The sequence below is a fragment of the Klebsiella sp. CTHL.F3a genome (assembly GCF_019890895.1).
Taxonomy (GTDB): domain Bacteria; phylum Pseudomonadota; class Gammaproteobacteria; order Enterobacterales; family Enterobacteriaceae; genus Klebsiella; species Klebsiella grimontii.
Map to the genome: position 1 here is coordinate 863,940 of NZ_CP082360.1, position 26,976 is coordinate 890,915.

Here is a 26,976-nt window from a genome sequence, read left to right on the forward strand (position 1 = left end):
AGCTTTTTCATCGGCCCTGTCGCCAGCAAAAAACAGCCATCGATGCGTCGTTTTTTGCCGGATAAAATGTTTTATTTTGTGATGTATTTCAAAGATATGAGCAAAGAATGGTGGGTCACGCGGGCCGGAGGGCTCCGGCCTGCTTGCGGGGGTTAATCTTGCCTCAACACCTTGTGGCCGTAATCGATCAGCGCATCGGTCACCCGGCGCATCATGCGGCTTTCCGGCGCAAAACGGTGCCAGTAGAGCATCCGGCGCTGGAACAGGCCCGGCGTGAGGTTGATAAGCTCGCCGCTGTTCAGCTCTCTTTCAATTTGCAGATGCGGGATCATACAGCAGGTCGTTCCCTGGCGGGCCAGCTGCACGAAGGCTTCAGAAGAGTTGACGATATGGCAGGGCACGCTGCCCGGGGGCAAATCGAAGTTCTGCTGCAAAAAAGCCTGATGCATATCATCGAGATGATCGAATGCCACCACCGGTGCTTTCAGCAGCGCCGAGCGGGTCACTCCATTAGGGAAATAGCGTTGGGCAAACTCCTTCGAGGCGACGAACAGGTAGTCGAGGGCGCCGAGCTGATCGACCAGACAGCTTGGCAATGCCTGCGGCTGGATACTGACCGCGCCGACCACTTCGCCGCGGCGCAGGCGTTCCTGGGTCCGGGTCTCGTCTTCCACCTGCAGATTCAGGCGAATCGGGGAGTCCGAAAGCACGCTGGAAAGCGCGGGCAGCAGCCAGGTGGCCAGACTGTCGGCGTTGACCGCCAGCGATAGCAGCAGCGGCGTGGAGCCGGTTTGCTCATCGCCCAGCCACTCCTCTTCCAGCAGCTCAACCTGACGCAGCAGGGCCAGCAGCTTTTGCCCCTGTTCGGTAGGACGCGGCGGTACGGTTCGCACCAGCAGCGGCTGTCCAAACATGTTTTCCAGCTGTTTGATGCGCTGAGAGACGGCGGACTGCGTAATACAAAGCTTCTGCGCGGCGCGCTCAAACCCTCGTTCCCTGATTACTGCGTCCAGCGCCTGTAGTGTTCTGTAGTCCGGTCGTTTCATTGCCCTGGCGTGCCCCCTAATACTTTTCGTTAACTCGCACTATGACATAAATTTGTTTTTGATGAAGATGAAAAATTGGCGACTGCGTTGTGTGATCGCCATCGCAGGGACAATGGCCCCCCTGATGTTCTATAATGCGCCACAGGAATTCACATCTCGGACCATAATCATGACGCAAGATGAACTGAAAAAAGCGGTAGGCTGGGCGGCATTGCAGTATGTACAACCGGGCACTATCGTTGGGGTCGGCACGGGCTCCACGGCGGCGCATTTTATTGATGCGCTGGGTACCATGAAAGGGCAGATTGAAGGAGCGGTTTCCAGCTCTGACGCCTCTACTGAAAAACTGAAAAGCCTCGGTATTACGGTTTTTGATCTGAACAGCGTTGACCGTCTTGGTATTTATGTGGACGGCGCAGATGAAATCAACGGCCACATGCAGATGATTAAGGGCGGCGGCGCCGCGCTGACGCGCGAGAAAATTATCGCATCGGTCGCCGATAAATTTATCTGCATCGCCGATGCTTCCAAGCAGGTGGATATTTTAGGTAAATTCCCTCTGCCGGTAGAGGTGATTCCGATGGCGCGCAGCGCCGTAGCGCGTCAGCTGGTTAAGCTGGGCGGCCGTCCGGAGTATCGTCAGGGCGTCGTGACCGATAACGGTAACGTGATCCTCGATGTGTTTGGTCTGGAAATTCTGGACGCTATTGCGCTGGAAAATACCATTAACGGTATTCCGGGCGTCGTGACCGTCGGCCTGTTTGCGAATCGTGGTGCGGATGTCGCGCTGATTGGTACCGCTGATGGTGTAAAAACTATCACTAAATAGTCTGATCCGAGGGAGCGAATCGCTCCCTCGCAAATATTTTTTCTCCAGGCCTATTTTGGTGACTTCTGTCACATTTATGCGCCTTGTCTCAGTAACAATCTACCTTTCTTTTACTTTCTGGTGTTTTGTCCTGCTATTTCCCGCTGATTGATATTTCTTCAGGATGCCGACGCAAACGTTCATATTGCCGCAATAGTTTTTTTTGATATGTTGCTGAGAAGAACTTTCGTTCCGCACGACATCAGTTAAGACAAAAACAGGACGGGGAAATGGCTAAGGTATCACTGGAAAAAGACAAGATTAAATTTCTGCTGGTTGAAGGTGTGCACCAAAAAGCGGTGGACAGCCTCCGCGCAGCGGGCTACACCAATATCGAATTTCATAAAGGCGCGCTGGATAGCGAAGATCTGAAAGCGTCCATCCGTGATGCCCATTTCATCGGCCTGCGTTCCCGTACTCATCTGACGGAAGAGATCTTCGCGGCGGCGGAGAAGCTGGTTGCGGTCGGTTGCTTCTGTATCGGCACCAACCAGGTTGATTTAAACGCGGCGGCAAAACGCGGTATCCCGGTGTTTAACGCCCCGTTCTCCAATACCCGTTCCGTTGCTGAACTGGTAATCGGCGAGCTGCTGCTTATGCTGCGTGGCGTACCGGCGGCAAACGCTAAAGCGCACCGCGGCGTATGGAACAAGCTGGCGGTCGGCAGCTTTGAAGCGCGTGGCAAAAAGCTGGGTATCATCGGCTATGGTCATATCGGCACGCAGTTGGGTATTCTGGCCGAATCGCTGGGGATGCACGTCTATTTCTATGATATCGAAAGCAAACTGCCGTTAGGTAACGCCACCCAGGTTCAGCATCTCTCTGATTTGTTGAACATGAGCGATGTGGTGAGCCTGCACGTGCCGGAAAACGCCTCGACGAAGAATATGATCGGCGCGGAAGAGCTGGCGCTGATGAAGCCCGGCGCGCTGCTGATCAACGCCTCCCGCGGCACCGTGGTGGATATCTCGGCGCTGTGCGATGCGCTTGCGAGCAAGCACCTGGCGGGCGCGGCGATCGACGTATTCCCGACCGAGCCGGCGACCAACAGCGATCCGTTCAACTCTCCGCTCTGTGAGTTCGACAACGTTATCCTGACCCCGCACATTGGCGGCTCCACTCAGGAAGCGCAGGAGAACATCGGTCTGGAAGTGGCGGGCAAGCTGGCGAAATACTCGGATAACGGTTCAACGCTCTCCGCGGTTAACTTCCCGGAAGTGTCTCTGCCGCTGCACGGCGGGCGCCGTCTGCTGCACATCCATGAAAACCGTCCGGGCGTTCTGACCGCGCTTAACCAGATTTTCGCGGCCCAGGGTATTAACATCGCGGCGCAGTATCTGCAGACCACTCCGCAAATGGGCTACGTGGTGATTGATATCGAAGCCGAAGAAGATGTCGCGCAGAGCGCGCTGCAGGCGATGAAGGCTATTCCTGGCACCATCCGCGCCCGTCTGCTGTTCTAACTCCTTTTTTGCCAGCGGGCAGGTCATCGACCTGCCCCTTGTCTCCTGATAGACCCTTCTGCCATTTCCCGTCACCACCCAAACGCTTTGCGAGGCCTGCCGCAAACGGCGATTAAAACCGTCGGAGGTCGTTGTGCCTGAAAGAAAGGGATTTACGATAAAGACTCAGCGTGGGGCTGAAACGGGAAAGCCCCTACCGGGGCAGGGGCTCTAAAAGGAAAGGGACGATGATGAGACTCTTCATCATGCTGCTTATCCTGTTAATCATCGCCTGGCCAGCATATTAACTGAGAGAATGCAGGAGGGAGGTTCGCCTCCCTCACCCTTTACCCAGGAATTTAGGTGAAAAAAACAGCAATGTCAATTGTTCGGGCGTTTTACCAGAGCCAGGTTTTTGACGGCGTGATGACCGCTGGCAGCGGGATATCCCACTGCTCCGTCGGTAGCGCGTCGACCTGCTGGCAATCATGCGCGTAGCCGACCGGCTGCAGGCGATGCCGCCGCCAGTTTTGCAGCGTCCGGTCGTAAAATCCGCCGCCCATACCCAGACGCTGTCCGGCGGCATCAAACGCGACCAGCGGCGTTACCAGTACATCCAGCCGGCTAAGCGGGAGGACATCGCGCACGTCGAGCTTCGGTTCGCGGATTTTCAGACGATTCACCACCAGATCGCTGCTTGGGTGGTAGTGCAGAAACAGAAGATTGCCGGGGCTGAATGGATGAAGCACGGGGAGATACACCCGTTTGCCCGCCCGCCAGAGCTGATCAATCAGCGGCCGCGTATCCAGCTCGCCGTCAAACGAAAGAAATACCGCGACCGTCTGCGCGAGCAGAACCGGCGTATACGCCATCATTCTGTCCGCCGCCTGGAGGGCGAACTGGGTTTGCTGCTCCGGCGTTAGCGCGCGTCGGCGCTGGCGGATCTGCTGACGAATTTGCTGCCTGGTATAGGGGGGATCTGACAGTAGAGTCATACCTGAGTCTCATCGGTAAGCAAACGATACAAACAGGCGTAGTTTAATACACGACGGCAAAAGCCGAAAATTAACTTAAGGGGGATGAAACGAAAAAGAAGGGAATCTCCGAGATGCCGCCGCAGGCTGTAACCCTTGAACCCTTGGTTCAAGGTGAATGTGTCGTCACAGTTTTAAGGCTTCTCGGACGGGCCGAGCATGCTCACCAACCGTGGAGCGCCACATTCTTGTGGTATGAAATATCGGCTCAGGGGACTGGCCCGCTTGCAAACATCTCAGAGAAATTTTGTTCTTGCGATTACTCTAACACAGTTAAATGCAAAGTGTTATTCAAACTTCTGCCCGGGTCTTTCGCTTATGCGACCTTGCTCAAGCAATGCTTGTTCGATGGTCTGCTGAAGCATCCGAATACGCTGCTCCATGCTGGCCGCGTAGTCGCGGGTTTTCGCTTTTTCCTGAGTCAACTCATAGCTGATGTTCAACGCGGCGATGAAGACCAGCTGCTCAGTATTTGTGACTCTAGTGCGTTCTTTTAAATCTTGCAACCGCTGATTCAGGTCGTCAGCTGCCTGGTTTAAGGCATCCCTTTGTTCAGGCGGGCAATTCACTCGTAGTGAACGGCCAAAAATTTGGAGATCTACGGGTTGTGCAGACATGCCACCTTCCTGCTGATTGACTGCGCGGCCTTCACGCCCTGGGAGGGTCTGCGAAGGGGCGACACTATAGCTACCCTGGTTTTAAGATACAAGCCCTATTCTGGTTCACCAGGGTCCAAAGTGGTAGCATATCATGAATATTCCTCCCAACGATGACGAATGCGCATGTCTATACAGAACGAAATGCCTGGCTATAACGATGTAGACCAGTTACTGAACCAACAAGGGGTGGGATTAACCCCTGCCGAAATGCACGGTTTGATCAGCGGGATCCTGTGCGGCGGCAACAAAGACAGCAGCTGGCAGCCGTTGGTGCACGATCTGACCAACGAAGGTCTGGCCTTTGGCCATGAGCTGGCGCAGTCGCTGCGTAACATGCATTCCGCCACTAGCGATTCGCTGGAGGACGACGGCTTCTTATTTCAGCTCTACCTGCCGGATGGCGATGCGGTGAGCGTGTTCGATCGCGCTGATGCGCTGGCGGGTTGGGTAAACCATTTCCTGCTTGGACTGGGCGTGACGCAGCCCAAGCTGGATAAAGTGAAAGACGAAACCGGCGAAGCCATCGACGACCTGCGCAATATTGCTCAGCTTGGGTATGACGAAGACGAGGATCAGGAAGAACTCGAAATGTCTCTGGAGGAGATTATCGAATACGTACGCGTTGCCGCGCTACTGTGTCACGACACCTTCTCTCTCCAGAAACCCACCGCGCCGGAAGTGCAAAAGCCGACGCTACATTAATAAATTCATTAAATCGTTCAGGGGGCGTCATGACTCAGCAGGAATTTCTCTCTCGTCGCCAGGCTCTACTGGCGCAGATGCAACCGGGCAGCGCAGCGCTCATTTTCGCCGCGCCGGAAGCGGTACGCAGCGCAGATTCGGAATATCCCTACCGGCAGAGCAGCGATTTTTGGTATTTCACCGGCTTTAATGAGCCCGAAGCGCTGCTGGTATTGATTAAAAGCGATGAGACGCACAACCACAGCGTGTTGTTTAACCGCGTGCGCGACCTGACCGCTGAAATCTGGTTTGGCCGTCGCCTTGGGCAGGAAGCTGCCCCCGAGAAGCTGGGCGTCGATCGCGCGCTGGCATTTAGTGAAATCAATCAGCAGCTGTTCCAGCTCCTTAACGGCCTCGACGCTATCTACTTTGCGCAGGGCGAATATGCCTACGCCGACGAAATCGTGTTTAACGCGCTGGAAAAACTACGCAAAGGCGTGCGGCAGAATCTACAGGCGCCGAACTCGGTCATTGACTGGCGGCCGCTGGTGCATGAGATGCGCTTGTTTAAGTCGCCAGAAGAGCTGGCGGTGATGCGCCGCGCAGGCGAGATTTCCGCCCTTGCGCATACCCGTGCGATGGAAACATGCCGCCCGGGGATGTTTGAATATCATCTGGAAGGCGAGATCCTCCACGAGTTCAACCGTCACGGCGCGCGTTTCCCTTCTTATAACACCATCGTGGGCGGCGGCGAAAATGGCTGCATCCTGCACTACACCGAAAACGAATGCGAGCTGCGCGACGGCGATCTGGTGCTGATTGACGCAGGCTGCGAATACCGCGGCTACGCGGGCGATATCACCCGAACCTTCCCGGTTAACGGCAAGTTCAGCCCGGCGCAGCGCGAGATTTACGACATCGTCCTTGAATCTCTGGAAACCTCGTTGAAGCTCTATCGCCCCGGAACCTCGATCAACGAGGTTAACCAGCAGGTGGTGCGGATTATGATTACCGGCCTGGTGCGTCTGGGGATCCTGAAAGGCGAAATTGATGAGCTGATTGCTAATAACGCCCATCGTCCTTTCTTTATGCATGGCCTGAGCCACTGGCTGGGTCTCGACGTGCATGATGTCGGCAGCTATGACATCGACCGCTCGCGTATTCTCGAACCGGGAATGGTGCTGACCGTTGAGCCTGGGCTGTATATCGCCACGGATGCCGACGTTCCGGCCCAGTACCGCGGCATCGGCATTCGTATTGAAGACGACATCGTCATTACTGAGGACGGCAACGAGAATCTCACCGCCGGGGTAGTGAAAAAGGCTGATGATATTGAGGCGCTGATGGCGGCGGCGCGCCAGCTATGAGCGTCCTGATCGTTGGCGGCGGAATGACCGGCGCGACGCTGGCGTTAGCGATATCTCGCTTAACCGGCGGTACGCTGCCCGTGCATCTGGTTGAAGCATCCGCGCCGGAATCCGCGCAGCATCCGGGTTTTGACGCCCGCGCCATCGCCCTGGCTGCTGGTACCTGCCAGCAGCTGGCGCGCGTGGATATCTGGCAAGAGATAGCCGACTGCGCCACGGCCATTCAGCGCGTGCATGTTAGCGACCGCGGCCATGCGGGGTTTGTCACCCTCGAGGCTGAGGACTATGGGCTGGCGGCGCTGGGTCAGGTGGTTGAGTTGCACGATGTCGGCCAGCGCCTGTTTGCGCAACTGCGCAAAGCGCCGGGCGTGACGCTGCACTGCCCTGCCAGGGTGGAAAATGTCAGCCGCAGCGAAGAGAGCGTGAGCTTGCAGCTGGATAACGGCGAAACGCTCAGCGGTAAGCTGCTGGTCGCCGCCGACGGTTCGCGCTCCACTCTGGGAGCCCGCTGCGGTATCAGCTGGCAGCAACAACCCTATGAACAGCTGGCGATTATCGCCAACGTCAGTACCGCTCAGCCGCATAGCGGGCGCGCGTTTGAACGCTTTACCCCACACGGTCCGCTGGCGATGCTGCCTATGTCGCAGGGCCGCTGCTCGCTGGTGTGGTGCCATCCGCAATCGCGGCATGAAGCGGTTCTGAGCTGGTCTGACGAACGCTTTTGTCACGAGCTTCAGCAGGCGTTTGGCTGGCGTCTTGGCCGGATCGTCCAGGCCGGAAAGCGCAGCGTCTATCCGCTGTCGCTGACCTCGGCTACCCGCACGGTTGCGCATCGTCTGGCATTGGTCGGCAATGCGGCGCAAACGCTGCATCCTATCGCCGGACAGGGGTTTAACCTCGGTCTGCGGGATGTGATGAGCCTGGCGGAAATGCTGGCGCAGGCGCATGCTGACGGAGAGGATCCGGGTAGCTATCCGCTTTTAAGTCGCTATCAGGCCCGGCGCGCCGCAGATAAAGCCGCCACCATCGGCGTGACCGATGGGCTGGTGCATCTGTTCGCCAATCGCTGGTCGCCGCTGGTAGCGGGGCGCAATCTGGGCCTGATGGCGATGGAATTATTTACCCCGGCGCGCGATGCGCTGGCGCAGCGTACCCTCGGTTGGGTCCCCCGTTAAGGAGTGAAACGTGCAAAGTGTTGATGTCGCTATTGTTGGCGGTGGAATGGTAGGACTGGCCGTTGCCTGCGGTTTACAGGGTAGCGGGCTGCGCGTTGCGGTGCTCGAACAGGCCGCGCCTCAGCCTTTGAGCGAGGATGCGCCGCCGGCGCTGCGGGTGTCGGCGATTAACGCCGCCAGCGAGAAGCTGCTGAACAAACTGGGCGTCTGGCAGGATATTATCGCCCAGCGCGCCAGCTGCTACCACGGTATGGAAGTGTGGGACAAAGACAGTTTTGGCCGCATCAGCTTTGATGACCAGAGCATGGGTTTTAGTCACCTTGGGTATATTATTGAAAACGCCGTGGTTCACCATGCCCTGTGGAAAAATGCACAGCACTGTGCAGACGTCACCCTGCTGGCTCCGGCGCAGCTGCAGCAGGTCGCGTGGGGGGAGAACGAGGCTTTTCTTAGCCTGCAGGACGGCAACATGTTAACCGCCCGGCTGGTGGTTGGCGCCGACGGGGCCAATTCATGGCTGCGCAATAAAGCCGATATTCCGCTGACCTACTGGGATTATCACCATCATGCGCTGGTTGCCACTATTCGCACCGAAGAGCCGCACGAAGCGGTGGCGCGTCAGGCGTTTCACGGTGAAGGGATCCTCGCGTTCCTGCCGCTGAGCGATCCGCACCTTTGCTCTATTGTCTGGTCGCTCTCTCCTGAAGAGGCGGAGCGGATGCGGGCGGCGGACGATGCCGCTTTCAATCAGGCGCTGAATATTGCCTTCGATAACCGCCTCGGCTTATGCGCCGTGGAGAGCGAGCGCCAGGTCTTCCCGCTCACCGGCCGCTATGCGCGTCAGTTTGCCGCCCATCGTCTGGCGCTGGTCGGCGATGCCGCCCATACCATTCATCCGCTGGCGGGGCAGGGCGTTAATCTTGGCTTTATGGATGCCGCCGAGCTGATCGACGAACTGAAGCGCCTGCACGCGCAGGGCAAGGACATCGGCCAGCATCTGTATCTGCGTCGCTATGAACGCAGCCGCAAGCATAGCGCCGCGGTGATGCTTGCGGGGATGCAGGGTTTTCGCGACATGTTCTCCGGCAGCCATCCTGCGAAAAAGCTGCTGCGGGATATCGGCCTTAAGCTGGCGGATACATTGCCCGGCGTGAAGCCGCAGCTTATTCGTCAGGCGATGGGGCTCCACGACCTGCCTGCCTGGTTACGTTAAGTACATCACACTTCTCTCACCCGGCCTCGCGCCGGGTTTTCTCCTCTCATTTGAAATAATCTAATTTCACCTCGTTTTTCGCATTAGTTTTATTAATGTTACCTTTTTTTTGTTATAGAAATTAGGCTCATCATTTCGCAGAAAATATCATCATGCGCTGCTTTTTCACTTTATTAGTTTAATTTTATGCGGTTTAACCCGCTTTATTGCAGCCGAAAACTCTGTAGTCTCTTTAGCTGATTTTAGTCATAAGCTAATGTGATGTCCTGACCAGGCTTATGGTTTAGTGTGGATATCGGTGGTAAGTTCAGGCCAAAGAGAACGTTTGCGTCAGCGTCCGTTAGCGATGCCGGCGGCGTTTTTCGCGGCGCAAAAACGCCAGAAATAGTGGCTGGTTCCGTTTTATTCGATGAGGAAAAGATGGCTCAACAGACTCCGTTGTTTGAACAACACACGCTATGCGGCGCGCGCATGGTGGATTTCCATGGCTGGATGATGCCGCTGCATTACGGATCCCAGATTGATGAGCATCATGCGGTGCGCGGCGATGCCGGAATGTTCGATGTGTCGCACATGACCATCGTCGATTTCCACGGCAGCCGAATCCGCGAGTTTCTGCGCTATTTGCTGGCTAACGACGTAGCGAAGCTCACCGTGCCAGGTAAAGCGCTCTATAGCGGCATGCTGACCGCCTCCGGCGGCGTCATTGATGACCTGATTGTTTATTTCCTTTCTGAAGACTATTTCCGCCTCGTTGTTAACTCCGCCACCCGTGAAAAAGATCTCGCCTGGATCACCGAGCAGTCTGAATCTTATGGTCTTGAGATAACCGTGCGCGACGATCTTTCCCTGATCGCAGTCCAGGGGCCCAGGGCGAAAGAGAAAGCGGCGACGCTGTTTACCGATGCGCAGCGTCAGGCCGTGGAAGGCATGAAGCCGTTCTTTGGCGTGCAGGCTGGCGATCTGTTTATTGCGACCACCGGTTATACCGGCGAAGCGGGCTATGAAATCGCGCTGCCGAACGAGCAGGCGGTAGATTTCTGGCGCGGCCTGCTCGATGCGGGCGTTAAGCCATGCGGCCTCGGCGCGCGTGATACGCTGCGCCTGGAAGCGGGCATGAATCTTTACGGCCAGGAGATGGACGAAGGCGTCTCTCCGCTGGCGGCTAATATGGGCTGGACCATTGCCTGGGAACCGGCTGACCGTGATTTTATCGGGCGTGAAGCGCTGGAAATGCAGCGTGAAAAAGGCACCGAGCAACTGGTGGGCCTGGTGATGACCGAGAAAGGCGTTCTGCGCGGCGGCCTGCCGGTGCGCTTTAGCGATGCCGACGGCAATCAGAAAGAAGGCATTATCACCAGCGGCACCTTCTCCCCGACGCTGGGCTACAGTATTGCGTTAGCGCGCGTACCGGAAGGCATCGGTGAAACCGCCGTAGTGCAGATTCGCAACCGCGAAATGCCGGTCAAAGTGACTAAACCTGTTTTTGTACGCAACGGCAAAGCCGTGGTGTGATTTCCCTTTTGGAGATGAATTGATGAGCAACGTACCAGCAGAACTGAAATACAGCAAAGAACATGAATGGCTGCGTAAAGAAGCGGACGGCACTTATACCGTTGGTATCACCGAGCACGCGCAAGAGCTGCTTGGCGATATGGTTTTCGTAGACCTGCCGGAAGTGGGCGCCGTCGTTGAAGCGGGCGCAGACTGCGCGGTTGCCGAATCCGTCAAAGCGGCTTCCGATATCTACGCGCCGATCAGCGGCGAAATCGTTGCCGTCAATGACGAGCTGAACGACTCCCCTGAGCTGGTCAACAGCGAGCCGTACGCCGGCGGCTGGATCTTTAAAATCAAAGCCAGCGACGAAGCTCAGGTTGCCGCGCTGCTGGATGCGACCGCATACGAAGCTCTGTTAGAAGACGAATAAATACGCTTCATCTTTCACGCTGCAGGGGCGTTGGCTTCCTGCTACGCCAATGATTTTGCGTATTCTGGCCCGGTAAGCATCAGTGCTCGCCGGGCAAACCAGTCAGACAATCACGATTCACCGCACGTTCAGGAACCATCGCTCATGACCCAGACTTTAGGCCAGCTTGAAAACCGTGACGCCTTTATTGAACGTCACATCGGCCCGGACGCCCTGCAGCAGCAGGAGATGCTGAAAACCGTTGGCGCCGATTCGCTTAACGCCCTGATTGGCCAGATTGTGCCGCAGGATATCCAGCTGGCGACGCCGCCGCAGGTGGGCGAGGCAACCACGGAATTCGCCGCGCTGGCGGAACTCAAGGCGATTGCCGGTCGTAACAAGCGCTTCAAGTCGTACATTGGCATGGGCTACACCGCCGTGCAGCTGCCGCCGGTGATTCAGCGCAACATGCTGGAAAACCCGGGCTGGTATACCGCCTATACGCCTTATCAGCCGGAGGTTTCTCAGGGCCGTCTGGAATCGCTGCTGAACTTCCAGCAGGTGACCCTCGACCTGACCGGTCTCGATATCGCCTCGGCCTCGCTGCTGGACGAAGCCACCGCCGCCGCGGAGGCGATGGCGATGGCCAAACGCGTAAGCAAACTGAAAAACGCCAACCGTTTCTTCGTCGCCGCCGACGTTCACCCGCAGACTCTGGACGTGGTGCGCACCCGCGCGGAGACCTTCGGTTTCGATGTGATTGTCGATGATGCGGAAAAAGCGCTCGACCATCAGGACGTCTTCGGCGTACTGCTGCAGCAGGTGGGCACCACCGGCGAGGTTCACGATTACAGCAAACTGATTGCTGACCTGAAAGCGCGCAAAGTGATTGTCAGCGTCGCCGCCGATTTTATGGCGCTGGTTCTGCTGACCGCCCCGGGCAAGCAGGGCGCGGACATCGTTTTTGGCTCCGCCCAGCGCTTCGGCGTACCGATGGGCTACGGCGGCCCGCACGCGGCTTTCTTTGCCGCCAAAGATGAATTTAAACGCTCCATGCCGGGCCGTATTATCGGCGTATCGAAAGATGCGGCGGGCAATTCCGCGCTGCGCATGGCGATGCAGACGCGCGAGCAGCATATTCGCCGCGAGAAAGCGAACTCCAATATCTGTACTTCTCAGGTGCTGCTGGCCAATATTGCCAGCCTGTACGCGGTATTCCACGGTCCGGCTGGCCTGAAGCGTATCGCCAGCCGTATTCACCGTCTGACCGATATTCTGGCGGATGGTCTGCAGAAAAAAGGCCTTAAGCTCCGCCATGCGCACTACTTCGATACCCTGTGCGTTGAGGTTGCCGATAAAGCCGCTGTGCTGGCGCGGGCGGAAGCGCTGCGCATTAACCTGCGCAGCGATATTCATCATGCCGTCGGGATCACCCTTGACGAAACCACCACGCGTGAAGACGTCCTGAATCTGTTCCGCGCCATCATTGGCGACGATCATGGCCTGGACATCGATACCCTGGATAAAGACGTGGCCCTCGATAGCCGTTCGATCCCCGCCAGCATGCTGCGCGACGATGCGATCCTTACTCATCCGGTGTTTAACCGCTACCACAGCGAAACCGAGATGATGCGCTATATGCATGCGCTGGAGCGTAAGGATCTGGCGCTCAACCAGGCGATGATCCCGCTGGGCTCCTGCACCATGAAGCTGAATGCCGCCGCCGAGATGATCCCTATCACCTGGCCGGAATTCGCCGAACTGCATCCGTTCTGCCCGGTCGATCAGGCTGAAGGCTATCATCAGATGATCGCTCAGCTCTCCGACTGGCTGGTTAAGCTGACCGGCTATGATGCGGTCTGCATGCAGCCGAACTCCGGCGCGCAGGGCGAATACGCGGGCCTGCTGGCAATTCGTCATTACCACGAAAGCCGCAACGAGGGGCATCGCGATATCTGCCTGATCCCAAGCTCTGCGCACGGCACCAATCCGGCTTCCGCGCAGATGGCGGGAATGCAGGTGGTAGTGGTGGCCTGCGATAAAAACGGCAATATCGATCTGGCGGATCTGCGGGCGAAAGCCGAGCAGCATGCGGCGAACCTCTCCTGCATCATGGTGACCTATCCGTCCACCCACGGCGTTTACGAAGAGACCATTCGCGAAGTGTGCGAAGTGGTGCATCAGTTTGGCGGCCAGGTTTATCTCGATGGCGCGAACATGAACGCCCAGGTTGGCATTACCTCTCCGGGCTTTATCGGCGCGGACGTCTCGCACCTCAACCTGCATAAAACCTTCTGCATTCCGCACGGCGGCGGCGGCCCGGGTATGGGGCCGATCGGCGTGAAATCGCACCTCGCGCCGTTTGTACCGGGCCACAGCGTGGTGCAAATTGAAGGCATGCTGACCCGCCAGGGCGCGGTTTCCGCTGCGCCGTTCGGCAGCGCCTCCATTCTGCCGATTAGCTGGATGTATATCCGTATGATGGGCGCAGAAGGGCTGAAACAGGCGAGCCAGATGGCGATTCTGAACGCCAACTACATCGCTACACGGCTGAAAGACGCGTTCCCGGTGCTGTATACCGGCCGCGACGGTCGCGTGGCGCACGAATGCATTCTGGATATTCGTCCGCTGAAAGAAGAGACCGGCATCAGCGAGCTGGATATCGCTAAGCGACTGATTGATTTTGGTTTCCATGCACCAACCATGTCCTTCCCGGTTGCCGGTACGCTGATGGTTGAACCAACCGAATCGGAAAGCAAAGTGGAGCTGGACCGCTTTATCGATGCGATGCTGGCGATTCGCGGCGAGATCGACCGCGTGAAAGCCAGCGAGTGGCCGCTGGAGGATAACCCACTGGTGAACGCGCCGCATACCCAGGGTGAACTGGTGAGCGAGTGGAACCATCCGTACGCCCGCGAACTGGCGGTCTTCCCGGCAGGGCTGAACAACAAATACTGGCCGACCGTTAAGCGTCTGGACGATGTTTACGGCGACCGTAACCTGTTCTGCTCCTGCGTACCGATGAGCGAATACCAGTAATCTGCTGATGAGACTATCTTTTAAAGGCGCTGCGGCGCCTTTATTTTTTGGGAGAATGGCATGACGATAGCACTGGTAACGGGCGGCAGCCGGGGAATAGGTAAAGCGACGGCGCTGCTGTTGGCGCAGGAAGGTTATACCGTGGCGGTGAATTACCACCAGAATAGCGCCGCCGCGATCGGCGTGGTGAACGAGATTATCGCCAGCGGCGGCAAAGCCGTTGCGCTACGGGCGGACGTCAGCGATGAAGCGCAGGTGATGGCGATGTTTGCCTCGATCGACCGTCTCGGCGAACCGCTCTCCGCACTGGTCAATAACGCCGGGATTTTATTTACCCAAGGGACGATTGAAAGCCTTAGCGCCGAACGGATTAACCGGGTGCTGGCCACCAATGTGACCGGTTACTTCCTCTGCTGCCGGGAGGCGGTAAAGCGGATGTCGCACAAGCACGGCGGTAAGGGCGGGGCGATTGTGAATGTGTCGTCCGCGGCGTCGCGCCTCGGGGCGCCGGGGGAGTATGTGGATTACGCCGCGTCGAAAGGTGCGGTAGATACTCTGACCACTGGCCTGTCGCTGGAGGTGGCGGCGCAGGGGATTAGGGTTAACGGCGTGCGTCCCGGCTTAATCTATACCGACATGCACGCCAGCGGCGGTGAGCCGGGGCGCGTGGATCGCGTGAAGTCGATGCTGCCCATGCGGCGCGGCGGGCAGCCGGAGGAGGTGGCTCAGGCCATCGTCTGGCTGCTAAGCGATAAGGCTTCCTACGTTACCGGCAGCTTCCTTGAGCTGGCGGGCGGAAGATAATCGGCAGCTCGTTTCCCGGGGGGCGGCTAACGCCTTGCCCGGGCGACAAAATCTGCATACCGCACCCCATCCGTAGCCCTGCTAAGCGCAGCGCAAGCAGGGAAATGCCCTACGACGCCAGCCACAGCCGCAGGCGCATCCCCCAGCCGCTGGTCCAGCCGGTGGTGATTGACTTAACCTCGCCGCGTGAAATCACGATCAGGGTCGGCGTGACCTGCACATCCCACCGTTGGGATAGCTGACCTGTAGCGTCATTGATCGTCGGCAGCGCCGTTTTTTTATGCGCCAGCCAGCGCGTCAGGGCGGCGTTGTCGCCGGAACGGAGCGCTACCGTCATGACGTTGCCGCCATCGTCGGCCAATGCGGCCACCGAAGGCGTGGTATAGCGGCAAACGCCGCACCAGGTGGCCCAGACGTACAGCAGCAAAGGGCGCTCGTGGCTCAAGGCCGCCAGATCGACCGTTCGGCCATCAAGCGTTTGCAGCGGCGTGCTGGAGAAATTCTGCGGCAGCGCGGGCCTGCGCAGGTAATCCACCGCCAGGCTAACGGCGGCGACAATCAGCAGCCATATCAGGATCTGTCTGAAGACGTTTAGCATCATTTTTCTACATAGTGATGCGCCGGAAAGGCCGGCAGCGTGCGGCGTTGATTCGCGGAGTAAGCGTCAGCGGCTCAACGTTTGATGTGGTTTATCTTATCGGCTCAGCGCGCGTTAGCAATGCTAAAGCTGTAAAGAAGTGTCTGTTTTGTAGGAAGTTTTGCCCCCTTCCGGCTGGAAAGGGGCAAGATGATTACAGTTTCTCGCCGTTGCTGGCGATAACATCTTTGTACCAGTTAAAGCTCTTCTTGCGCGAGCGGGACATATCGCCGGTACCATCGTCATGTTTGTTGACGTAGATAAAGCCGTAGCGCTTGCTGTATTGACCGGTCGTGAAGGAGACGCAGTCGATGCAGCCCCACGGGGTATAGCCCATTAGCTCAACGCCGTCGTAAATCACCGCTTTGATCATCTCTTCGACGTGAGCGCGCAGATAGTCGATGCGGTAGTCGTCGTTGATGCTGCCGTCTTCTTCGACTTTATCGTACGCGCCGAAGCCGTTTTCGACGATAAACAGCGGTTTCTGATAGCGCTCATACAGTTCGCACAGCGCATAGCGCAGGCCTACCGGGTCAATTTGCCAGCCCCAGTCGGAGGCTTTGACGTGCGGGTTGGGCACGCTGCCCTCGAAGCCGGAAATTGCGTCGCCGCTGCCGCCTTCCGCTTTCACCGCATTGGTCATGTAGTAGCTGAAGCCGAGATACGCGCAGGTGCCTTCGCGCAGGATTTGGGCATCGCCGTCCTCCATGTTGATACTGAAGCCGCGACGTTCCCATTCGTTCAGGACGTAGCTCGGATAGTAGCCGCGCAGCTGGACATCGGTGAAGACGTAGCGTTCGCGCATGGATTCCTGGGCAAACATCACGTCTTCCGGCTTACAGGAGAACGGATAGAGAGGGACCATTGCCAGCATGCAGCCAACCTGCATCTGCGGATTGATTTGACGTGCCGCCTTCACCGCCAGTGCGCTGGCGACAAACTGATGGTGCAGCACCTGATACATGGTCTCTTCCGGGTTTTCATGCTCGGTATAGACCACGCCGGAGCAGCAGTAGCCAAACAGCGGCGCGCGCCAGTTACGCTGGTTATTGATCTCGTTAAAGGTCATCCAGTATTTCACTTTATGCTTATAGCGCTCGAAGACCACTTCGGCGAAGCGCACAAAGAAATCGACCACTTTGCGGTTGGTCCAGCCGCCGTACTGCTGAACCAGATGCAGCGGCATCTCAAAGTGGGAGAGGGTGATTACCGGCTCGATGTTGTACTTCAGCAGCTCATCGAACATGTCATCGTAGAATTTCAGCCCCTCTTCGTTCGGCTGGCTTTCGTCGCCCAGCGGGAAAATGCGCGTCCAGGCGATGGAGGTACGGAAGCACTTGAAGCCCATCTCGGCGAAGAGCTTGATGTCTTCTTTGTAGCGGCCATGGAAGTCGATGGCTTCATGGTTCGGATAGTACTTGCCCGGCTCTACCTGCTGGGTTATCTCGCGCGGCACGCCGTGCGCGCCGCCGGTAAGCACGTCGCAGATGCTCGGACCTTTACCGTCTTTATTCCAGCCGCCTTCAACCTGGTGCGCGGCGACGGCGCCGCCCCATAAAAAGTCTTTTGGTAAAGGAATTTTCTTCATCTTTGCTCATCTCGTCATAATTACTTGTTGGTTTCGAGTCTAACAAAGGCGATATAAATGTCACGATATAACAATTTTCCCTGAATGGAATTTGTTACATTGAAAAAACATCCTGTTATTTTCAGCGGAGTTTGCGCGCTAATTTACGCCCCAGTGTCTCCAGAATATAAATGACTGGGATCTGGGTGGTAATGTCATAGACGCCGCCAATGCGCGTTTGCGGAACGTGCCAGGAGAGATTAAAGTCGGCAAGCTTTGCCAGCCGCGAGTGCTCGTGGCTGGTAATGGACATCACTTTACAGCGATGCAGGCTGAACTGGCTGGCAAAGCGCAGGATCTCTTCGGTTTCGCCGGAGACCGACAGCACAATCGCCAGCGCATTACGCGCCATATCATTGGTCACCGGGAAATAAGGGTCATCGATATGGTTACTGAATTTCCCGACGTTAGAGAAGAAACGCGCGCCATATTTCGCCAGCGCGCCGGAGGTGCCGGCGCCGACGAAAATAATACGTTCCGACGACAGAATAATATCGACCGCCTGCTCGAGCAGTTGGTCAAATTCATCGTTATTAACGCTTTTAAAAAAGCTCATTATTTCGCTGGCACCGATATTTGCCTGTTGAGGCTCATTCTGCTCCAGATATAATTTAAAGCGTACGCGGAATTCCGAGTAGCCTTCGCACTGCAGCTTGCGGCAGAAGCGCAGGACGGTGGTCGTGGAGACTCCGGCCGCTTCCGCCAGTTCGCGGATGGTCATGTACATCACTTTGTCGCGATTTTTAATGACATAGTGATACACCATCATCTCAAGATTATTGAGACTGGCGATAGCGGCGTGGGAGAAGATACTCACAGTGGCAAACTCACAATTCATAATGACCAGGACGGAATGATATCATGCAGCCAAATAACATAACCTTTTTTCAGCGTTTTCAGGACGACATCCTCGCCGGACGTAAAACCATTACCCTCCGCGATGCTGCGGAATCGCACTTTAAAGCAGGCGATGTACTGCGCGTTGGCCGCTATGAAGATGACGGCTATTTTTGCACCATTCGCGTAGTCGCAACCTCGACGGTGACGCTGGATACGCTGAGCGAATGGCATGCGCAGCAGGAGAATATGACCCTGGCGCAGCTGCGCGAAGTGATAGCGGAAATCTACCCCGAAGAAAAGCAGTTTTATGTTATTGAATTCGAAAAACTTTAATTAAATAGTGAACGCCTGTTAGTTGAAATATTTATGTAAGCTATTGATTTTATACTGTTCACAAATATTCATCCTTTTATTTTAGCTAACAGGTGTTCACTGGAATCATTCTCAGTTAACCTAAGTGTGCTATTGAAAGCGTACTTGTTTTCGGAGTCAAATATGGTTCGCAAATCGTTAATCACGCAGGGATATTCTCTGGCAGAGGAAATTGCCAACAGCATCAGCCACGGGATTGGGCTGGTGTTCGGTATTGTCGGTCTGGTGTTGTTGCTAGTACAGGCGGTGGACAGCAACGCCGGCGCAACGGCCATCACCAGCTACAGCCTGTACGGCGGCAGCATGATTCTGCTGTTTCTCGCCTCTACGCTCTATCATGCTATTCCGCATCAGCGGGCAAAGCTGTGGCTGAAAAAATTCGACCACTGCGCCATCTATTTGCTGATTGCCGGGACCTACACGCCGTTTCTGCTGGTGGGGCTCAATTCGCCGCTGTCGCGCGGGCTGATGATCGTCATCTGGAGCCTGGCGCTGCTGGGGATCCTGTTTAAGCTGACGATTGCGCATCGTTTTAAGATCCTCTCTTTAGTGACCTACCTGACTATGGGCTGGCTGTCGCTGATTGTGGTTTATCAACTGGCGATTAAGCTGGCGGTGGGCGGCGTGACGCTGTTGGCCGTTGGCGGGATTATTTATTCGCTGGGGGTTATTTTCTACGTCTGCAAACGTATTCCGTACAACCACGCTATCTGGCACGGTTTTGTCCTGGGCGGCAGCGTGTGCCACTTCCTGGCCATTTATTTGTACGTCGGGCAGGTATAAATTTCGCGAAATCTCCCGGCTCGCGCTACGCTTTGCCGGGCTACAGGTTCACCGTCGCCTGAGGGCTGGTAGCCCGGACATGGCGCGCCAGCGCCGCCTCCGGGATATTCTCCGTTGGTGATGGCTTGCTTGCCTGGGCTACGGCCTGGTGTTTTTGATTCAGACCACGGCTTTCACAATATCCATTAATCTGCGGATATCTTCTGGCCGGGTATTGCCGGTTTGCGGGTCGATTATCGAGCTGTAAACATGAGGCATCACGCGAGGTACGCCGGCTTCCAGACAGCTTTGCAAAATAATGCCAAAGTTATCGAGATCGATTCCGCCGGTTGGTTCTATCAGCGTCATCCCGTTGCGCGCAGCGGTGGTCGCCAGCACATACAGCTCCGGTAGCGACTTCTCGCCGCCCATGGGGAAAAACTTCGCCGCATGGGCCCCCATATCCTGCATCATGCGTACCGCCGCATCGCAGGAGACGCGGGCCGGCGTGCCCTGACAGCTGCTGACGCCGGTGGAGATAAGCACCTCGCCTGGGGTTCCCGTCGGGCTGACCAGCGCATTAATGTAGGTCTGCTGCCCGCCTGTAGCCGCCAGCGCGCCTGCGGCAAACCCGCTGCCGGTAAAGGTCTGATTTACGTGCGCCGGGTGCAGCGCTGACGCGATCATCGCCGCTTTGTAATACTGTGCTGGATCGCCGGCCCCCAGGCCGACGGAGAGGGAGGGTATCTCCGCCATCCAGCGTTTGACTTCCTGGATACCTTCTTCCACGGAGGCAAACTGTGCCGAAAGGACGCCGATCGCCGCATGGCCTTCGGCGGCATCATAAATTTCCCGGGCGTTGGCGATATCTTTCGCCAGTACGTTAATTGCCACTCGTTGGCGATAAAAATTAATTTGCTGCATGGTTTGCAATCTCCTTTAAGCGCGTCACGATCAGGGCCATCTCCCCTTCAGCCACCGTTCGTGGGTCCAGACTAAAAACCCCCTGATGGAGGTTATAGCGCCGGGCGTAAATGGCGATATCGCCGTTGCGCAGCTGTGCTTCGACTTCGCGGGCATCCAGGCCCAGCTCCTCGGCATTCACCTGAATGCGGATACGCCAGATAGCGCGTCCGGCTTCATCCTGCTCAATATCGGCGGTTAAGCCCTTGATCTCTGAAATCGCTTTCGCGACGGGCTGGAGCTCCTCGGCAGCGACCGCCTTCTGTCCCTGATGATAGTGTTCCAGCGCATAAACCAGACCGACCATATTCTCCTTGCCGATTTTCATCGCCCGCGCAATACCGTGATGCTGCGCCTTACACGCCGCGATCCACTGTTTTTTTCCGGTGATGAATCCGGAGGTGGGCGCGTTAAACGCTTTTGCCCCGCTATAGATAACCATGTCCACTCCGCTCGCGACCCAGACGCGCAAATCCTCCTCGGCGGCGGCGTCGACAATCAGCGGCAGGTTGTGGCGCTGCGCGACCTGGGCGAAGTCCTCAATGCTCAGCATCCCTTTTTGCACGCAGTGGTGCGACTTCACGTACAGCAGGGCGGCGGTGCTGGTAGAGATCGCGCTCTCCAACTGCCAGCGCGCCGCCAGATTGCTTGAACCGACCTCCACGACGCGCCCACCGCCTAAGCGAATCGCGCTGGTGATGGGCGCGCCGTAATCGACGTTATGCCCGCGGAGCATGACGACTTCGTTGGCCATATCGCGACTGTCCGGCATCTGCATCACTCGCGCCTGGTCGCCATGGGTAATCGCGGCGGCCACGGCGATGGCGATTCCCGCCGAGGCGCAGGAGGTGATATAGCTGTCCTCCGCACCGGTAAAGCGGGAGACCCGCTCGCCGGTTCGGTCTACCAGCCTGTCGATTTCCACAAAGGCCGATGCCGCCCGCGCCGTTGCCTGCATCACCTCCGGCGCCACGCTGGAAACGCCCAGAATCGTCATTTTGCCGCAGGCGTTAATCACCTGTTTTAACCCCAGCTGTTGATAGATATTCTGCGTCATGGTTTACAGCACTCCCAGCAGCGAACAGACCACGCTGAGCGCGACAATTGACAGCAGAATGGTGGTGTAGCGCGGCCCTTTCTTCACCAGATAGAAGTAGATGGCAAACACCGCCGCCAGCGGCAACAGGCCGGGCGCGATAGAGTCGAGAATTTGTTGGACCACCACCTCCGAGCCCTTCAGCGCGCTGAGCTTTAAGGGGGTGGTGATTTTGACGTAGCTTGCGGAGAGCGCGCCCATCATAATCAGGCCCAGCACGTTCGCGCCGTAGATAAGCTCCTTAATTCGTCCTCCCTGGAGCAGGCCGATTATTGAGTCGCGTCCCAGGGTGTAGCCTTTGTGCACCATGCCGTAGCTGATCGCCAGCGTAATGGCCGGATAGAGAATTAAGGGCACAATGCCGCCCATCGCGCTGCCGCTGGCGGCGAACGGGATGAAAATAGCAATCAGCAACGGCATGACGGCCGCCCAGATGATCGAGTCCCCCATCCCGGCCAGCGGCCCCATCAGCCCGGTCTTAATCCCGGTGATAGACGCGTCGCTAATCGGTTCTCCGCGGGTTTTCTGCTCCTCCATCGCAATCGAGATCCCCTGAATCACCGCGCCAAAGGTTTGCTCAGAGTTGAAGAAGTTCAGATGGCGTTTTAGCGCCTCCACCTGCTCTTCTTTTTGCGGGTAGAGTTTTTTGATAATCGGCGTCATGGAGGCGCAGAAAATCAGACTTTGTAAACGTTCATAGGAGCTGGAAACTTCCGCGCCCAGCCAGTAGATAAACCAGGCCTTGGTGATGTCCGCTTTGGTCAGCGTACCGCTCTCACGTGCGCGCTCAACCAGTTCATGCTGCATTACGTCGCTACTCATCATGCTGCTCCTTCATTTTTCGCCAGGCCTTTAATCAGGAAGGCCACGCAGGTCCCAAAGATCGCCATCGCCATGATGTCCACCTTCAGGTACAGCACCGCAAAGAATCCGCCGATAAACCACGGCAGCAGGCTCTTCTTGCCGATCACCATAATGGTGATGGCAAAGCCCAGCGCCGGCAGAATGCCGCCCATAATTTCAAAGGAGTGAGTCAACCAGTGCGGCATCAGCTTGAGGAAACTTTCCACCACGTCCTGGCCAAAATAGTTGGCAGCAAACACCACCGGGAAACGCAGCACCAGGCCGAGCAATGCCGGGTAGAGGAACGCGCAGCGCATAATACCGCCCATGTTGGCCGTTTCCGCGTGTTTATCCGCCATATGGACCCACGCGGCGTTCAGCGTGCGTCTAAGCTGGTCAAGGAATACGCCGATCACGCCAAACGGGATGGCCAGCGCGATGGCCAGGTTCGGATCCATTCCGGCTTTTACGGCAATAGGAATTGAGATGCAGGCGGCCAGCGCCGGATCTGACGGCACGTTACCGCCGGGCGTTGAGGTCACGCCGAGGTAAACCAGCTGCATGCCAGCGCCAATAATCATCGCTGTTTCCATGTTGCCCAGCAGCAGGCCGACAAAAACGGCGATCACCACGGGTTGAAGCAGCATGGCGGAGAAGGTGTAGCCAAGGCGTAAGCGGGCAAACCAGTAATACAATCCCATCAGGCTTGCAAAGACTAAAGTATCCATAATTATTTACCCTGTTATCAGAGGATTAGAATTTTTTCAGGATATCGTCCAGCGACTGCGGCTTATCTTCCGGGATAGTCTGGAAGACCGCCTTAATCCCTCGACTTTTCAGGTCGTGAAGAATGGCAACGTCTTTTTCATCCAACGTGATGTTCTGGAAAACGACCTTGCGGTTCGGCCCGCCGCCTAAGCCGCCAACCTGAATGGCGGAAACATCAAACCCGAGCTGTACGGCCTCCTGAATCGCCGCGAGGGAAGGGAACAGCACCAACACGCTGCCGTCACCAAGCTGGTTTTCTTTCCACGATGCGGCAAAGCTCTGATTGCTGTAGCAATCCACTTTGATGTTTGGCGGTGCCGCCATCAGATAGATATTTTTCATAAACGGATCGGCGTCCAGCTCATCACTCACTACCGCAATCCGGTTGGCCTGGGATTGTCCGACCCATTTTGTCACCACCTGACCATGAATGAGGCGGCTGTCGATACGACATAACACGATGTTAGCCATGATATTTTTTCCTTATTGTGATTGTTGTAGCTGACGAACGTGGGCGACAACGTCCAGACAGCTGCTGCGCGCGGCTTCAACTAAGTCGGCTACGCAGGCGGATAGCGGCCCCTGTTCACGCTTGTCCAGCGCCTCCAGCAGCAGCGAGGCATTCAGTCCGGAAATCACCGCCACCGGATAATCGGCGCTTAGCCGCGCGGCCACGTTAGAGGTAGTCCCACCGATAAAATCGGTCAGAATAAGTGAGCCTTCGGGGAGGGTTTTCACGACAGCTTCTACGCGCTGATAAAACTCGCCCAATGTATCGACGGGCATCAGGGCTATTTCCGTTACGCCTTTAATTTCGCCCGTCACCATGCACAGGCTGTTGCAGAGCTGTTGTCCCCAGCCGCCATGGGTCAGCAGCAGGATCTGGGACAAGGGTTCAGTGGTAATCAAAATGGCCTCCTGGCGCTATTACGTTGACATACGTAATAAGAGCAAAGGCTATGCCAGAATTAGTGTCACATGGGGGGATAAGAGGGGCTGGCGCAGCGTAAAGCCACGCCAGTTAAGGGGTTAGCGATACAGCAGTTCGTAGATATAAAAATATTCCGCGTCGGATAACCGAATGGCATAAGCCTCTTCGATCGGCTGGAAGGCGGATTTAATGACACTAAACGCGCGGACGTCCAGCGCGGGCTGGCTCTCCAGCGACATCTGTAACGGTTTTCGGTTAATCACGATACGCTCGACCATACAACAGCAGTGGATCAGGAAGCGTAGTGTCACCTGGCGGCTGGGTTTTAGCGAAAGCGAGGTGGTTAAATGGTTAAACACGCCTTCCATCTCTTTAAGAATACGCTGGGGGTTGAGTACCGAAATATGGTTGATGATACTTTCCATGGTCAGCGCGCTGATAAATCGCATCGCGCTGCGCTCCATCTCCAGACGGCGCTCACTGCTTGAAAGGTCCGGCGTGAGCAGGCTAAGCACCAGCTCCGGCCCCTGCTCGGAGAACAGCTCTTCAAGTGAGATAAACGGAATGTCCGGTAGCCCCGGCTGGAAGGTGCCGACAATCCCCGCTAGCCGCTCACCGGCCAGCAGCGACTGCTGAACGCGCTCCAGGCTGCGAACCTCGTTGTAATCAAGGATTACCATTCGCGTATCCTGTGACATCAGCTCGCCAAAACTTTCCTCCAGCACTTTTTTGATTTTCTCTGCGGTTCCCATGCCCGTAATGCAGGAGATCACCAGCACCTTACCGCCATTCTCCTGCTGCGGAGTACAGAGCTGACAGGGGATATTTTTACTCTGCATTAATTCCGCAAGCTGCGGTAGCTCGCTGGTTTCATAGCTTAAATCCAGACCCAGCTCCAGCAGGCTGGTCAGCGTAATATTTGGCAGTAACAGGACGTCAATCTGGAATAACTTGCTGATGGTACTGCCAAAATGCACCAGTGAGCCGATATCCACCATCAGAATCAGCCGCCGGTAGCGTTGGGTTTGGATCAGCTGGGTTAGCGTTTCCAGCGTGTCATGCACCGACTGCTCAAATGGCATATCGATGGCGCTGAACAGCTCCCGCTCCAGCACTCGATTGACGTACTGGGCCTGGCTGGTCGCGGTCGTCGCGCCGTGAGCGATTAAAATGACGCCGCAGTCGGGACTGGCGTCGATACGCTGGCGATAATGGCGGCACTCTTTCAGGAACAGACATAACCAGACAATCTCCGTCGCCGGGCACTGAATATGCAGCAGCTCGTTGATTTTCCGGCACAGCAGAGTCGCGTTTTCATACTCGTCTTTGCAGCGGTCGAGGATCAGGCTGGAGGAGTAGAGCTGCGGGATCAGCCCGCGCTGGACGTAGCCAATCAGCGCCAGAAAGTGTTTTCGCAGCGGATTCATCAGGTTTTCTGGCAGCGTAAAGCCCAGCACCTGTTCCACACAGCCAATCAGCAGGGTCACCCGCTCTTCAATCCGATCGCCGTAGCGCGGCGGATGGGCCACGCTGTCGCGGCTGTAGAGACCATATTCAAAGATTGAACTGAGTTTGTTTTTGAGGATCGCCAGCGTCTCAGCCGGTGGGACATTGCTGTTGCGCAGGTTGATGTATTCGCGGGTGAGGAAGCTGTAAAACAGATCGCTTTCTTCGATCTCCGCTCCTGTCGCCAGAGAGGTTTTCAATGCGGGTAACGTGCGCGCATCGACGCTTAGCCGATCCTGGCCGTCAAACAAGGTATCGACGAGCAGGCGCTGTTCCGGGGTGGCGTTGAACGGCATGTCTACCAGCCGTTTATCCAGCCGGAGCGTGTCGTTATGCTCGGTCATTCCCGCGGCCCACGCCTGGGCGCAAAGAAACTGGATATCGCTTTTGAGCTGGCCGATATTGCCTTCCAGCGGCTTATTCAGCAACCAGAGCAACAGCGTTTTGTCGATACTGACCGTACGCTCAATTTTGCGGCTCTCACGCTGGAGAAAACCGACGATAAGCTCCACCTGTTCCTCCACCGAGCGCTGACGGATCCCAGGAAGATCGATACAGACCTGGATGCGCCTCTGGAACGTTCGCAGCAGCGCCGAACTGACCGGTTCGGTAGTGGCGCAAATCAAGCGTACCGTGATGGAACGCGCCGTGGCGCTTGAACCGAGCGGGCGATATTGACCTTTATCGAGAATGGAGAAGAGTTTTTCCTGCCCTTCATAAGGCAGGCGATGCACCTCATCAAGCAGCAGATACCCGCCGTCCGCCTGCTCCACCAGACCGGCTTTATTCTCACTGGCGCCGGTAAAGGCGCCCTGCCGATGACCAAATAAATGCGAAGAGAGCAGTTCCGGGTTGTGCGCATACTCGGCGCAGTTAAAGTAGACCAGCGGCGGGGGGGAGCCCGCGGCGTGTTCGCAGGCAAAGCGGTGCATCAGTTCGGCAAAGAAAGTTTTTCCCACACCGGAGGGGCCAGTCAACAGCACATGGAGCCCGTGAGGATAAAGCACCGCGGCGCGGCCTTTTTCCACCGCGTCACGGAGGCTACGGTCGTAGCCAATCAGCCCGCTGAAGGGGTCATCCGGCGAGCGATCTTCCTGATGCGGTAGAAGGTCGCCAACCGTGCGCACTTCACATTCGGTATCATTCAGTCTGCGCCCCAACAGCGTTTCCATTGCCTGACGGTGCAGAAAGAACACCGGTCGCCCTTTGCTTTTAATCGCCAGGCCGTCGTTCCATAACTGATTGAGGTCTTTACTGACCGAGTTACGCGCAAGCCCGAGGTTAAAGCCGATGGCTTCCGCCGTAAAAGCTGTTTCCTGTTCCAGATCCGCAAGACTCAGCCCGCGCGTTAGCCGCTCCAGTTCCCCCAGTATGACCTCAATCCGTCTCATCTCTTT

The 26,976-nt window shown here is 56.6% G+C and carries 25 protein-coding genes and 1 other RNA gene; 12 read left to right on the forward strand and 14 right to left on the reverse strand.

From position 1 onward, the window contains the following. Positions 1–152 precede the first annotated feature (152 nt). On the reverse strand, positions 153–1,046 hold the full coding sequence (argP, locus tag K7H21_RS04125) for a DNA-binding transcriptional regulator ArgP (protein WP_004105608.1): 894 nt from the start codon (positions 1,044–1,046) through the stop codon (positions 153–155). Between the two features lie 169 nt (positions 1,047–1,215). On the opposite strand from argP, the gene rpiA reads away from it, so the two are divergent. Then, on the forward strand, positions 1,216–1,875 hold the full coding sequence (rpiA, locus tag K7H21_RS04130) for a ribose-5-phosphate isomerase RpiA (protein ID WP_004125006.1): 660 nt from the start codon (positions 1,216–1,218) through the stop codon (positions 1,873–1,875). Positions 1,876–2,144: 269 nt separating this feature from the next. Further along, entirely contained in the window at positions 2,145–3,377 is a 1,233-nt protein-coding gene (gene serA / locus K7H21_RS04135) for a phosphoglycerate dehydrogenase (protein WP_195729285.1), read from the forward strand. A 377-nt stretch (positions 3,378–3,754) separates the two neighbouring features. Here the strand turns inward: serA and K7H21_RS04140 are convergent, their stop codons facing one another. The 3 genes from K7H21_RS04140 to zapA all read right to left on the reverse strand — a co-directional run bounded on the left by K7H21_RS04140 (position 3,755) and on the right by zapA (position 5,007). Further along, entirely contained in the window at positions 3,755–4,351 is a 597-nt protein-coding gene (locus K7H21_RS04140; protein ID WP_049114439.1) for a 5-formyltetrahydrofolate cyclo-ligase, read from the reverse strand. A gap of 101 nt (positions 4,352–4,452) precedes the next feature. Next, positions 4,453–4,636, reverse strand: a non-coding RNA gene (gene ssrS, locus K7H21_RS04145) — 6S RNA. A gap of 41 nt (positions 4,637–4,677) precedes the next feature. Continuing rightward, complete coding sequence (gene zapA / locus K7H21_RS04150) at positions 4,678–5,007, reverse strand: cell division protein ZapA (RefSeq protein WP_004105598.1); 330 nt, start codon at positions 5,005–5,007, stop codon at positions 4,678–4,680. Between the two features lie 165 nt (positions 5,008–5,172). Here zapA and K7H21_RS04155 point away from each other — a divergent pair, with 165 nt between their 5' ends. The 8 genes from K7H21_RS04155 (at position 5,173) to K7H21_RS04190 (ending at position 15,234) form a co-directional block, all read left to right on the forward strand. Next, positions 5,173–5,751, forward strand: a complete 579-nt coding sequence (locus K7H21_RS04155; RefSeq protein ID WP_087828548.1) for a YecA/YgfB family protein — start codon at positions 5,173–5,175, stop codon at positions 5,749–5,751. A gap of 29 nt (positions 5,752–5,780) precedes the next feature. Further along, complete coding sequence (gene pepP, locus K7H21_RS04160; protein ID WP_223035596.1) at positions 5,781–7,097, forward strand: Xaa-Pro aminopeptidase; 1,317 nt, start codon at positions 5,781–5,783, stop codon at positions 7,095–7,097. Further along, positions 7,094–8,272 carry a 2-octaprenyl-6-methoxyphenyl hydroxylase gene (gene ubiH / locus K7H21_RS04165; RefSeq protein WP_049114440.1) on the forward strand — a complete coding sequence of 393 codons (1,179 nt, stop codon included), beginning with the start codon at positions 7,094–7,096 and terminating at the stop codon, positions 8,270–8,272. Before pepP ends, ubiH begins: the two co-directional genes overlap by 4 nt. A 10-nt stretch (positions 8,273–8,282) precedes the next feature. Then, a complete protein-coding gene (gene ubiI / locus K7H21_RS04170) occupies positions 8,283–9,485 on the forward strand; it encodes an FAD-dependent 2-octaprenylphenol hydroxylase (protein ID WP_142482091.1) in 1,203 nt (400 codons plus the stop codon). A gap of 420 nt (positions 9,486–9,905) precedes the next feature. Continuing rightward, the gene (gene gcvT, locus K7H21_RS04175) at positions 9,906–11,000 is read left to right on the forward strand and encodes a glycine cleavage system aminomethyltransferase GcvT (protein WP_049114444.1); all 1,095 of its coding nucleotides are present in this window, start codon (positions 9,906–9,908) and stop codon (positions 10,998–11,000) included. A gap of 22 nt (positions 11,001–11,022) precedes the next feature. Continuing rightward, positions 11,023–11,412, forward strand: a complete 390-nt coding sequence (gene gcvH / locus K7H21_RS04180; protein ID WP_049114442.1) for a glycine cleavage system protein GcvH — start codon at positions 11,023–11,025, stop codon at positions 11,410–11,412. A 144-nt stretch (positions 11,413–11,556) separates the two neighbouring features. Further along, complete coding sequence (gene gcvP, locus K7H21_RS04185) at positions 11,557–14,430, forward strand: aminomethyl-transferring glycine dehydrogenase (protein ID WP_223035597.1); 2,874 nt, start codon at positions 11,557–11,559, stop codon at positions 14,428–14,430. A 60-nt stretch (positions 14,431–14,490) separates the two neighbouring features. Next, complete coding sequence (locus K7H21_RS04190) at positions 14,491–15,234, forward strand: SDR family oxidoreductase (RefSeq protein ID WP_112166769.1); 744 nt, start codon at positions 14,491–14,493, stop codon at positions 15,232–15,234. 109 nt (positions 15,235–15,343) lie between these two features. Here the strand turns inward: K7H21_RS04190 and K7H21_RS04195 are convergent, their stop codons facing one another. From K7H21_RS04195 to K7H21_RS04205, 3 genes are all read right to left on the reverse strand, one after another. Further along, positions 15,344–15,835 carry a protein disulfide oxidoreductase gene (locus K7H21_RS04195; RefSeq protein ID WP_142473819.1) on the reverse strand — a complete coding sequence of 164 codons (492 nt, stop codon included), beginning with the start codon at positions 15,833–15,835 and terminating at the stop codon, positions 15,344–15,346. A 190-nt stretch (positions 15,836–16,025) separates the two neighbouring features. Then, positions 16,026–17,459, reverse strand: coding sequence for a 6-phospho-beta-glucosidase (locus K7H21_RS04200; RefSeq protein WP_223035598.1), 1,434 nt, complete (start codon positions 17,457–17,459; stop codon positions 16,026–16,028). 121 nt (positions 17,460–17,580) lie between these two features. Beyond that, positions 17,581–18,309, reverse strand: coding sequence for a MurR/RpiR family transcriptional regulator (locus K7H21_RS04205; RefSeq protein WP_024358621.1), 729 nt, complete (start codon positions 18,307–18,309; stop codon positions 17,581–17,583). Positions 18,310–18,359: 50 nt separating this feature from the next. Between K7H21_RS04205 and yqfB the strand changes: the two genes are divergently transcribed. Continuing rightward, positions 18,360–18,671 (forward strand): N(4)-acetylcytidine aminohydrolase, encoded by a 312-nt coding sequence (yqfB, locus tag K7H21_RS04210; protein ID WP_049115563.1) that lies wholly within the window; start codon positions 18,360–18,362, stop codon positions 18,669–18,671. A gap of 162 nt (positions 18,672–18,833) precedes the next feature. After that, positions 18,834–19,493, forward strand: a complete 660-nt coding sequence (gene trhA, locus K7H21_RS04215) for a PAQR family membrane homeostasis protein TrhA (protein ID WP_004124978.1) — start codon at positions 18,834–18,836, stop codon at positions 19,491–19,493. Between the two features lie 159 nt (positions 19,494–19,652). On the opposite strand, the gene dagF is transcribed toward trhA, so the two are convergent. From dagF to dagR, 7 genes are all read right to left on the reverse strand, one after another. Further along, the gene (gene dagF, locus K7H21_RS04220; RefSeq protein WP_049115562.1) at positions 19,653–20,396 is read right to left on the reverse strand and encodes a 2-dehydro-3-deoxy-phosphogluconate aldolase; all 744 of its coding nucleotides are present in this window, start codon (positions 20,394–20,396) and stop codon (positions 19,653–19,655) included. Further along, positions 20,383–21,492 (reverse strand): D-glucosaminate-6-phosphate ammonia lyase, encoded by a 1,110-nt coding sequence (dgaE, locus tag K7H21_RS04225; RefSeq protein ID WP_223035599.1) that lies wholly within the window; start codon positions 21,490–21,492, stop codon positions 20,383–20,385. The genes dagF and dgaE overlap by 14 nt, the downstream gene beginning before the upstream one ends. A 3-nt stretch (positions 21,493–21,495) precedes the next feature. Then, entirely contained in the window at positions 21,496–22,356 is an 861-nt protein-coding gene (locus K7H21_RS04230) for a PTS system mannose/fructose/sorbose family transporter subunit IID (protein WP_162626088.1), read from the reverse strand. Beyond that, positions 22,353–23,102: a PTS mannose/fructose/sorbose/N-acetylgalactosamine transporter subunit IIC gene (locus tag K7H21_RS04235; protein WP_004124968.1), complete on the reverse strand. Its 750-nt coding sequence runs from the start codon at positions 23,100–23,102 to the stop codon at positions 22,353–22,355. Before K7H21_RS04235 ends, K7H21_RS04230 begins: the two co-directional genes overlap by 4 nt. Positions 23,103–23,127: 25 nt before the next feature. Next, positions 23,128–23,613, reverse strand: coding sequence for a PTS sugar transporter subunit IIB (locus K7H21_RS04240; protein ID WP_004124965.1), 486 nt, complete (start codon positions 23,611–23,613; stop codon positions 23,128–23,130). A gap of 12 nt (positions 23,614–23,625) precedes the next feature. Further along, positions 23,626–24,051 (reverse strand): PTS sugar transporter subunit IIA, encoded by a 426-nt coding sequence (locus tag K7H21_RS04245; protein ID WP_004124962.1) that lies wholly within the window; start codon positions 24,049–24,051, stop codon positions 23,626–23,628. Between the two features lie 120 nt (positions 24,052–24,171). Next, positions 24,172–26,970, reverse strand: a complete 2,799-nt coding sequence (gene dagR / locus K7H21_RS04250) for a transcriptional regulator DagR (protein ID WP_004124960.1) — start codon at positions 26,968–26,970, stop codon at positions 24,172–24,174. Positions 26,971–26,976: the final 6 nt, after the last annotated feature.

What these genes read in the sequence shown, in the direction of transcription:
- argP (WP_004105608.1), bottom strand. Translation starts at nt 1,046, where the DNA reads ATGAAACGACCGGACTACAGAACACTACAGGCGCTGGACGCAGTAATC.
- rpiA (WP_004125006.1), top strand. Translation starts at nt 1,216, where the DNA reads ATGACGCAAGATGAACTGAAAAAAGCGGTAGGCTGGGCGGCATTGCAG.
- serA (WP_195729285.1), top strand. Translation starts at nt 2,145, where the DNA reads ATGGCTAAGGTATCACTGGAAAAAGACAAGATTAAATTTCTGCTGGTT.
- K7H21_RS04140 (WP_049114439.1), bottom strand. Translation starts at nt 4,351, where the DNA reads ATGACTCTACTGTCAGATCCCCCCTATACCAGGCAGCAAATTCGTCAG.
- zapA (WP_004105598.1), bottom strand. Translation starts at nt 5,007, where the DNA reads ATGTCTGCACAACCCGTAGATCTCCAAATTTTTGGCCGTTCACTACGA.
- K7H21_RS04155 (WP_087828548.1), top strand. Translation starts at nt 5,173, where the DNA reads ATGTCTATACAGAACGAAATGCCTGGCTATAACGATGTAGACCAGTTA.
- pepP (WP_223035596.1), top strand. Translation starts at nt 5,781, where the DNA reads ATGACTCAGCAGGAATTTCTCTCTCGTCGCCAGGCTCTACTGGCGCAG.
- ubiH (WP_049114440.1), top strand. Translation starts at nt 7,094, where the DNA reads ATGAGCGTCCTGATCGTTGGCGGCGGAATGACCGGCGCGACGCTGGCG.
- gcvT (WP_049114444.1), top strand. Translation starts at nt 9,906, where the DNA reads ATGGCTCAACAGACTCCGTTGTTTGAACAACACACGCTATGCGGCGCG.
- gcvH (WP_049114442.1), top strand. Translation starts at nt 11,023, where the DNA reads ATGAGCAACGTACCAGCAGAACTGAAATACAGCAAAGAACATGAATGG.
- gcvP (WP_223035597.1), top strand. Translation starts at nt 11,557, where the DNA reads ATGACCCAGACTTTAGGCCAGCTTGAAAACCGTGACGCCTTTATTGAA.
- K7H21_RS04190 (WP_112166769.1), top strand. Translation starts at nt 14,491, where the DNA reads ATGACGATAGCACTGGTAACGGGCGGCAGCCGGGGAATAGGTAAAGCG.
- K7H21_RS04195 (WP_142473819.1), bottom strand. Translation starts at nt 15,835, where the DNA reads ATGATGCTAAACGTCTTCAGACAGATCCTGATATGGCTGCTGATTGTC.
- K7H21_RS04200 (WP_223035598.1), bottom strand. Translation starts at nt 17,459, where the DNA reads ATGAAGAAAATTCCTTTACCAAAAGACTTTTTATGGGGCGGCGCCGTC.
- yqfB (WP_049115563.1), top strand. Translation starts at nt 18,360, where the DNA reads ATGCAGCCAAATAACATAACCTTTTTTCAGCGTTTTCAGGACGACATC.
- trhA (WP_004124978.1), top strand. Translation starts at nt 18,834, where the DNA reads ATGGTTCGCAAATCGTTAATCACGCAGGGATATTCTCTGGCAGAGGAA.
- dagF (WP_049115562.1), bottom strand. Translation starts at nt 20,396, where the DNA reads ATGCAGCAAATTAATTTTTATCGCCAACGAGTGGCAATTAACGTACTG.
- dgaE (WP_223035599.1), bottom strand. Translation starts at nt 21,492, where the DNA reads ATGACGCAGAATATCTATCAACAGCTGGGGTTAAAACAGGTGATTAAC.
- K7H21_RS04230 (WP_162626088.1), bottom strand. Translation starts at nt 22,356, where the DNA reads ATGATGAGTAGCGACGTAATGCAGCATGAACTGGTTGAGCGCGCACGT.
- K7H21_RS04235 (WP_004124968.1), bottom strand. Translation starts at nt 23,102, where the DNA reads ATGGATACTTTAGTCTTTGCAAGCCTGATGGGATTGTATTACTGGTTT.
- K7H21_RS04240 (WP_004124965.1), bottom strand. Translation starts at nt 23,613, where the DNA reads ATGGCTAACATCGTGTTATGTCGTATCGACAGCCGCCTCATTCATGGT.
- dagR (WP_004124960.1), bottom strand. Translation starts at nt 26,970, where the DNA reads ATGAGACGGATTGAGGTCATACTGGGGGAACTGGAGCGGCTAACGCGC.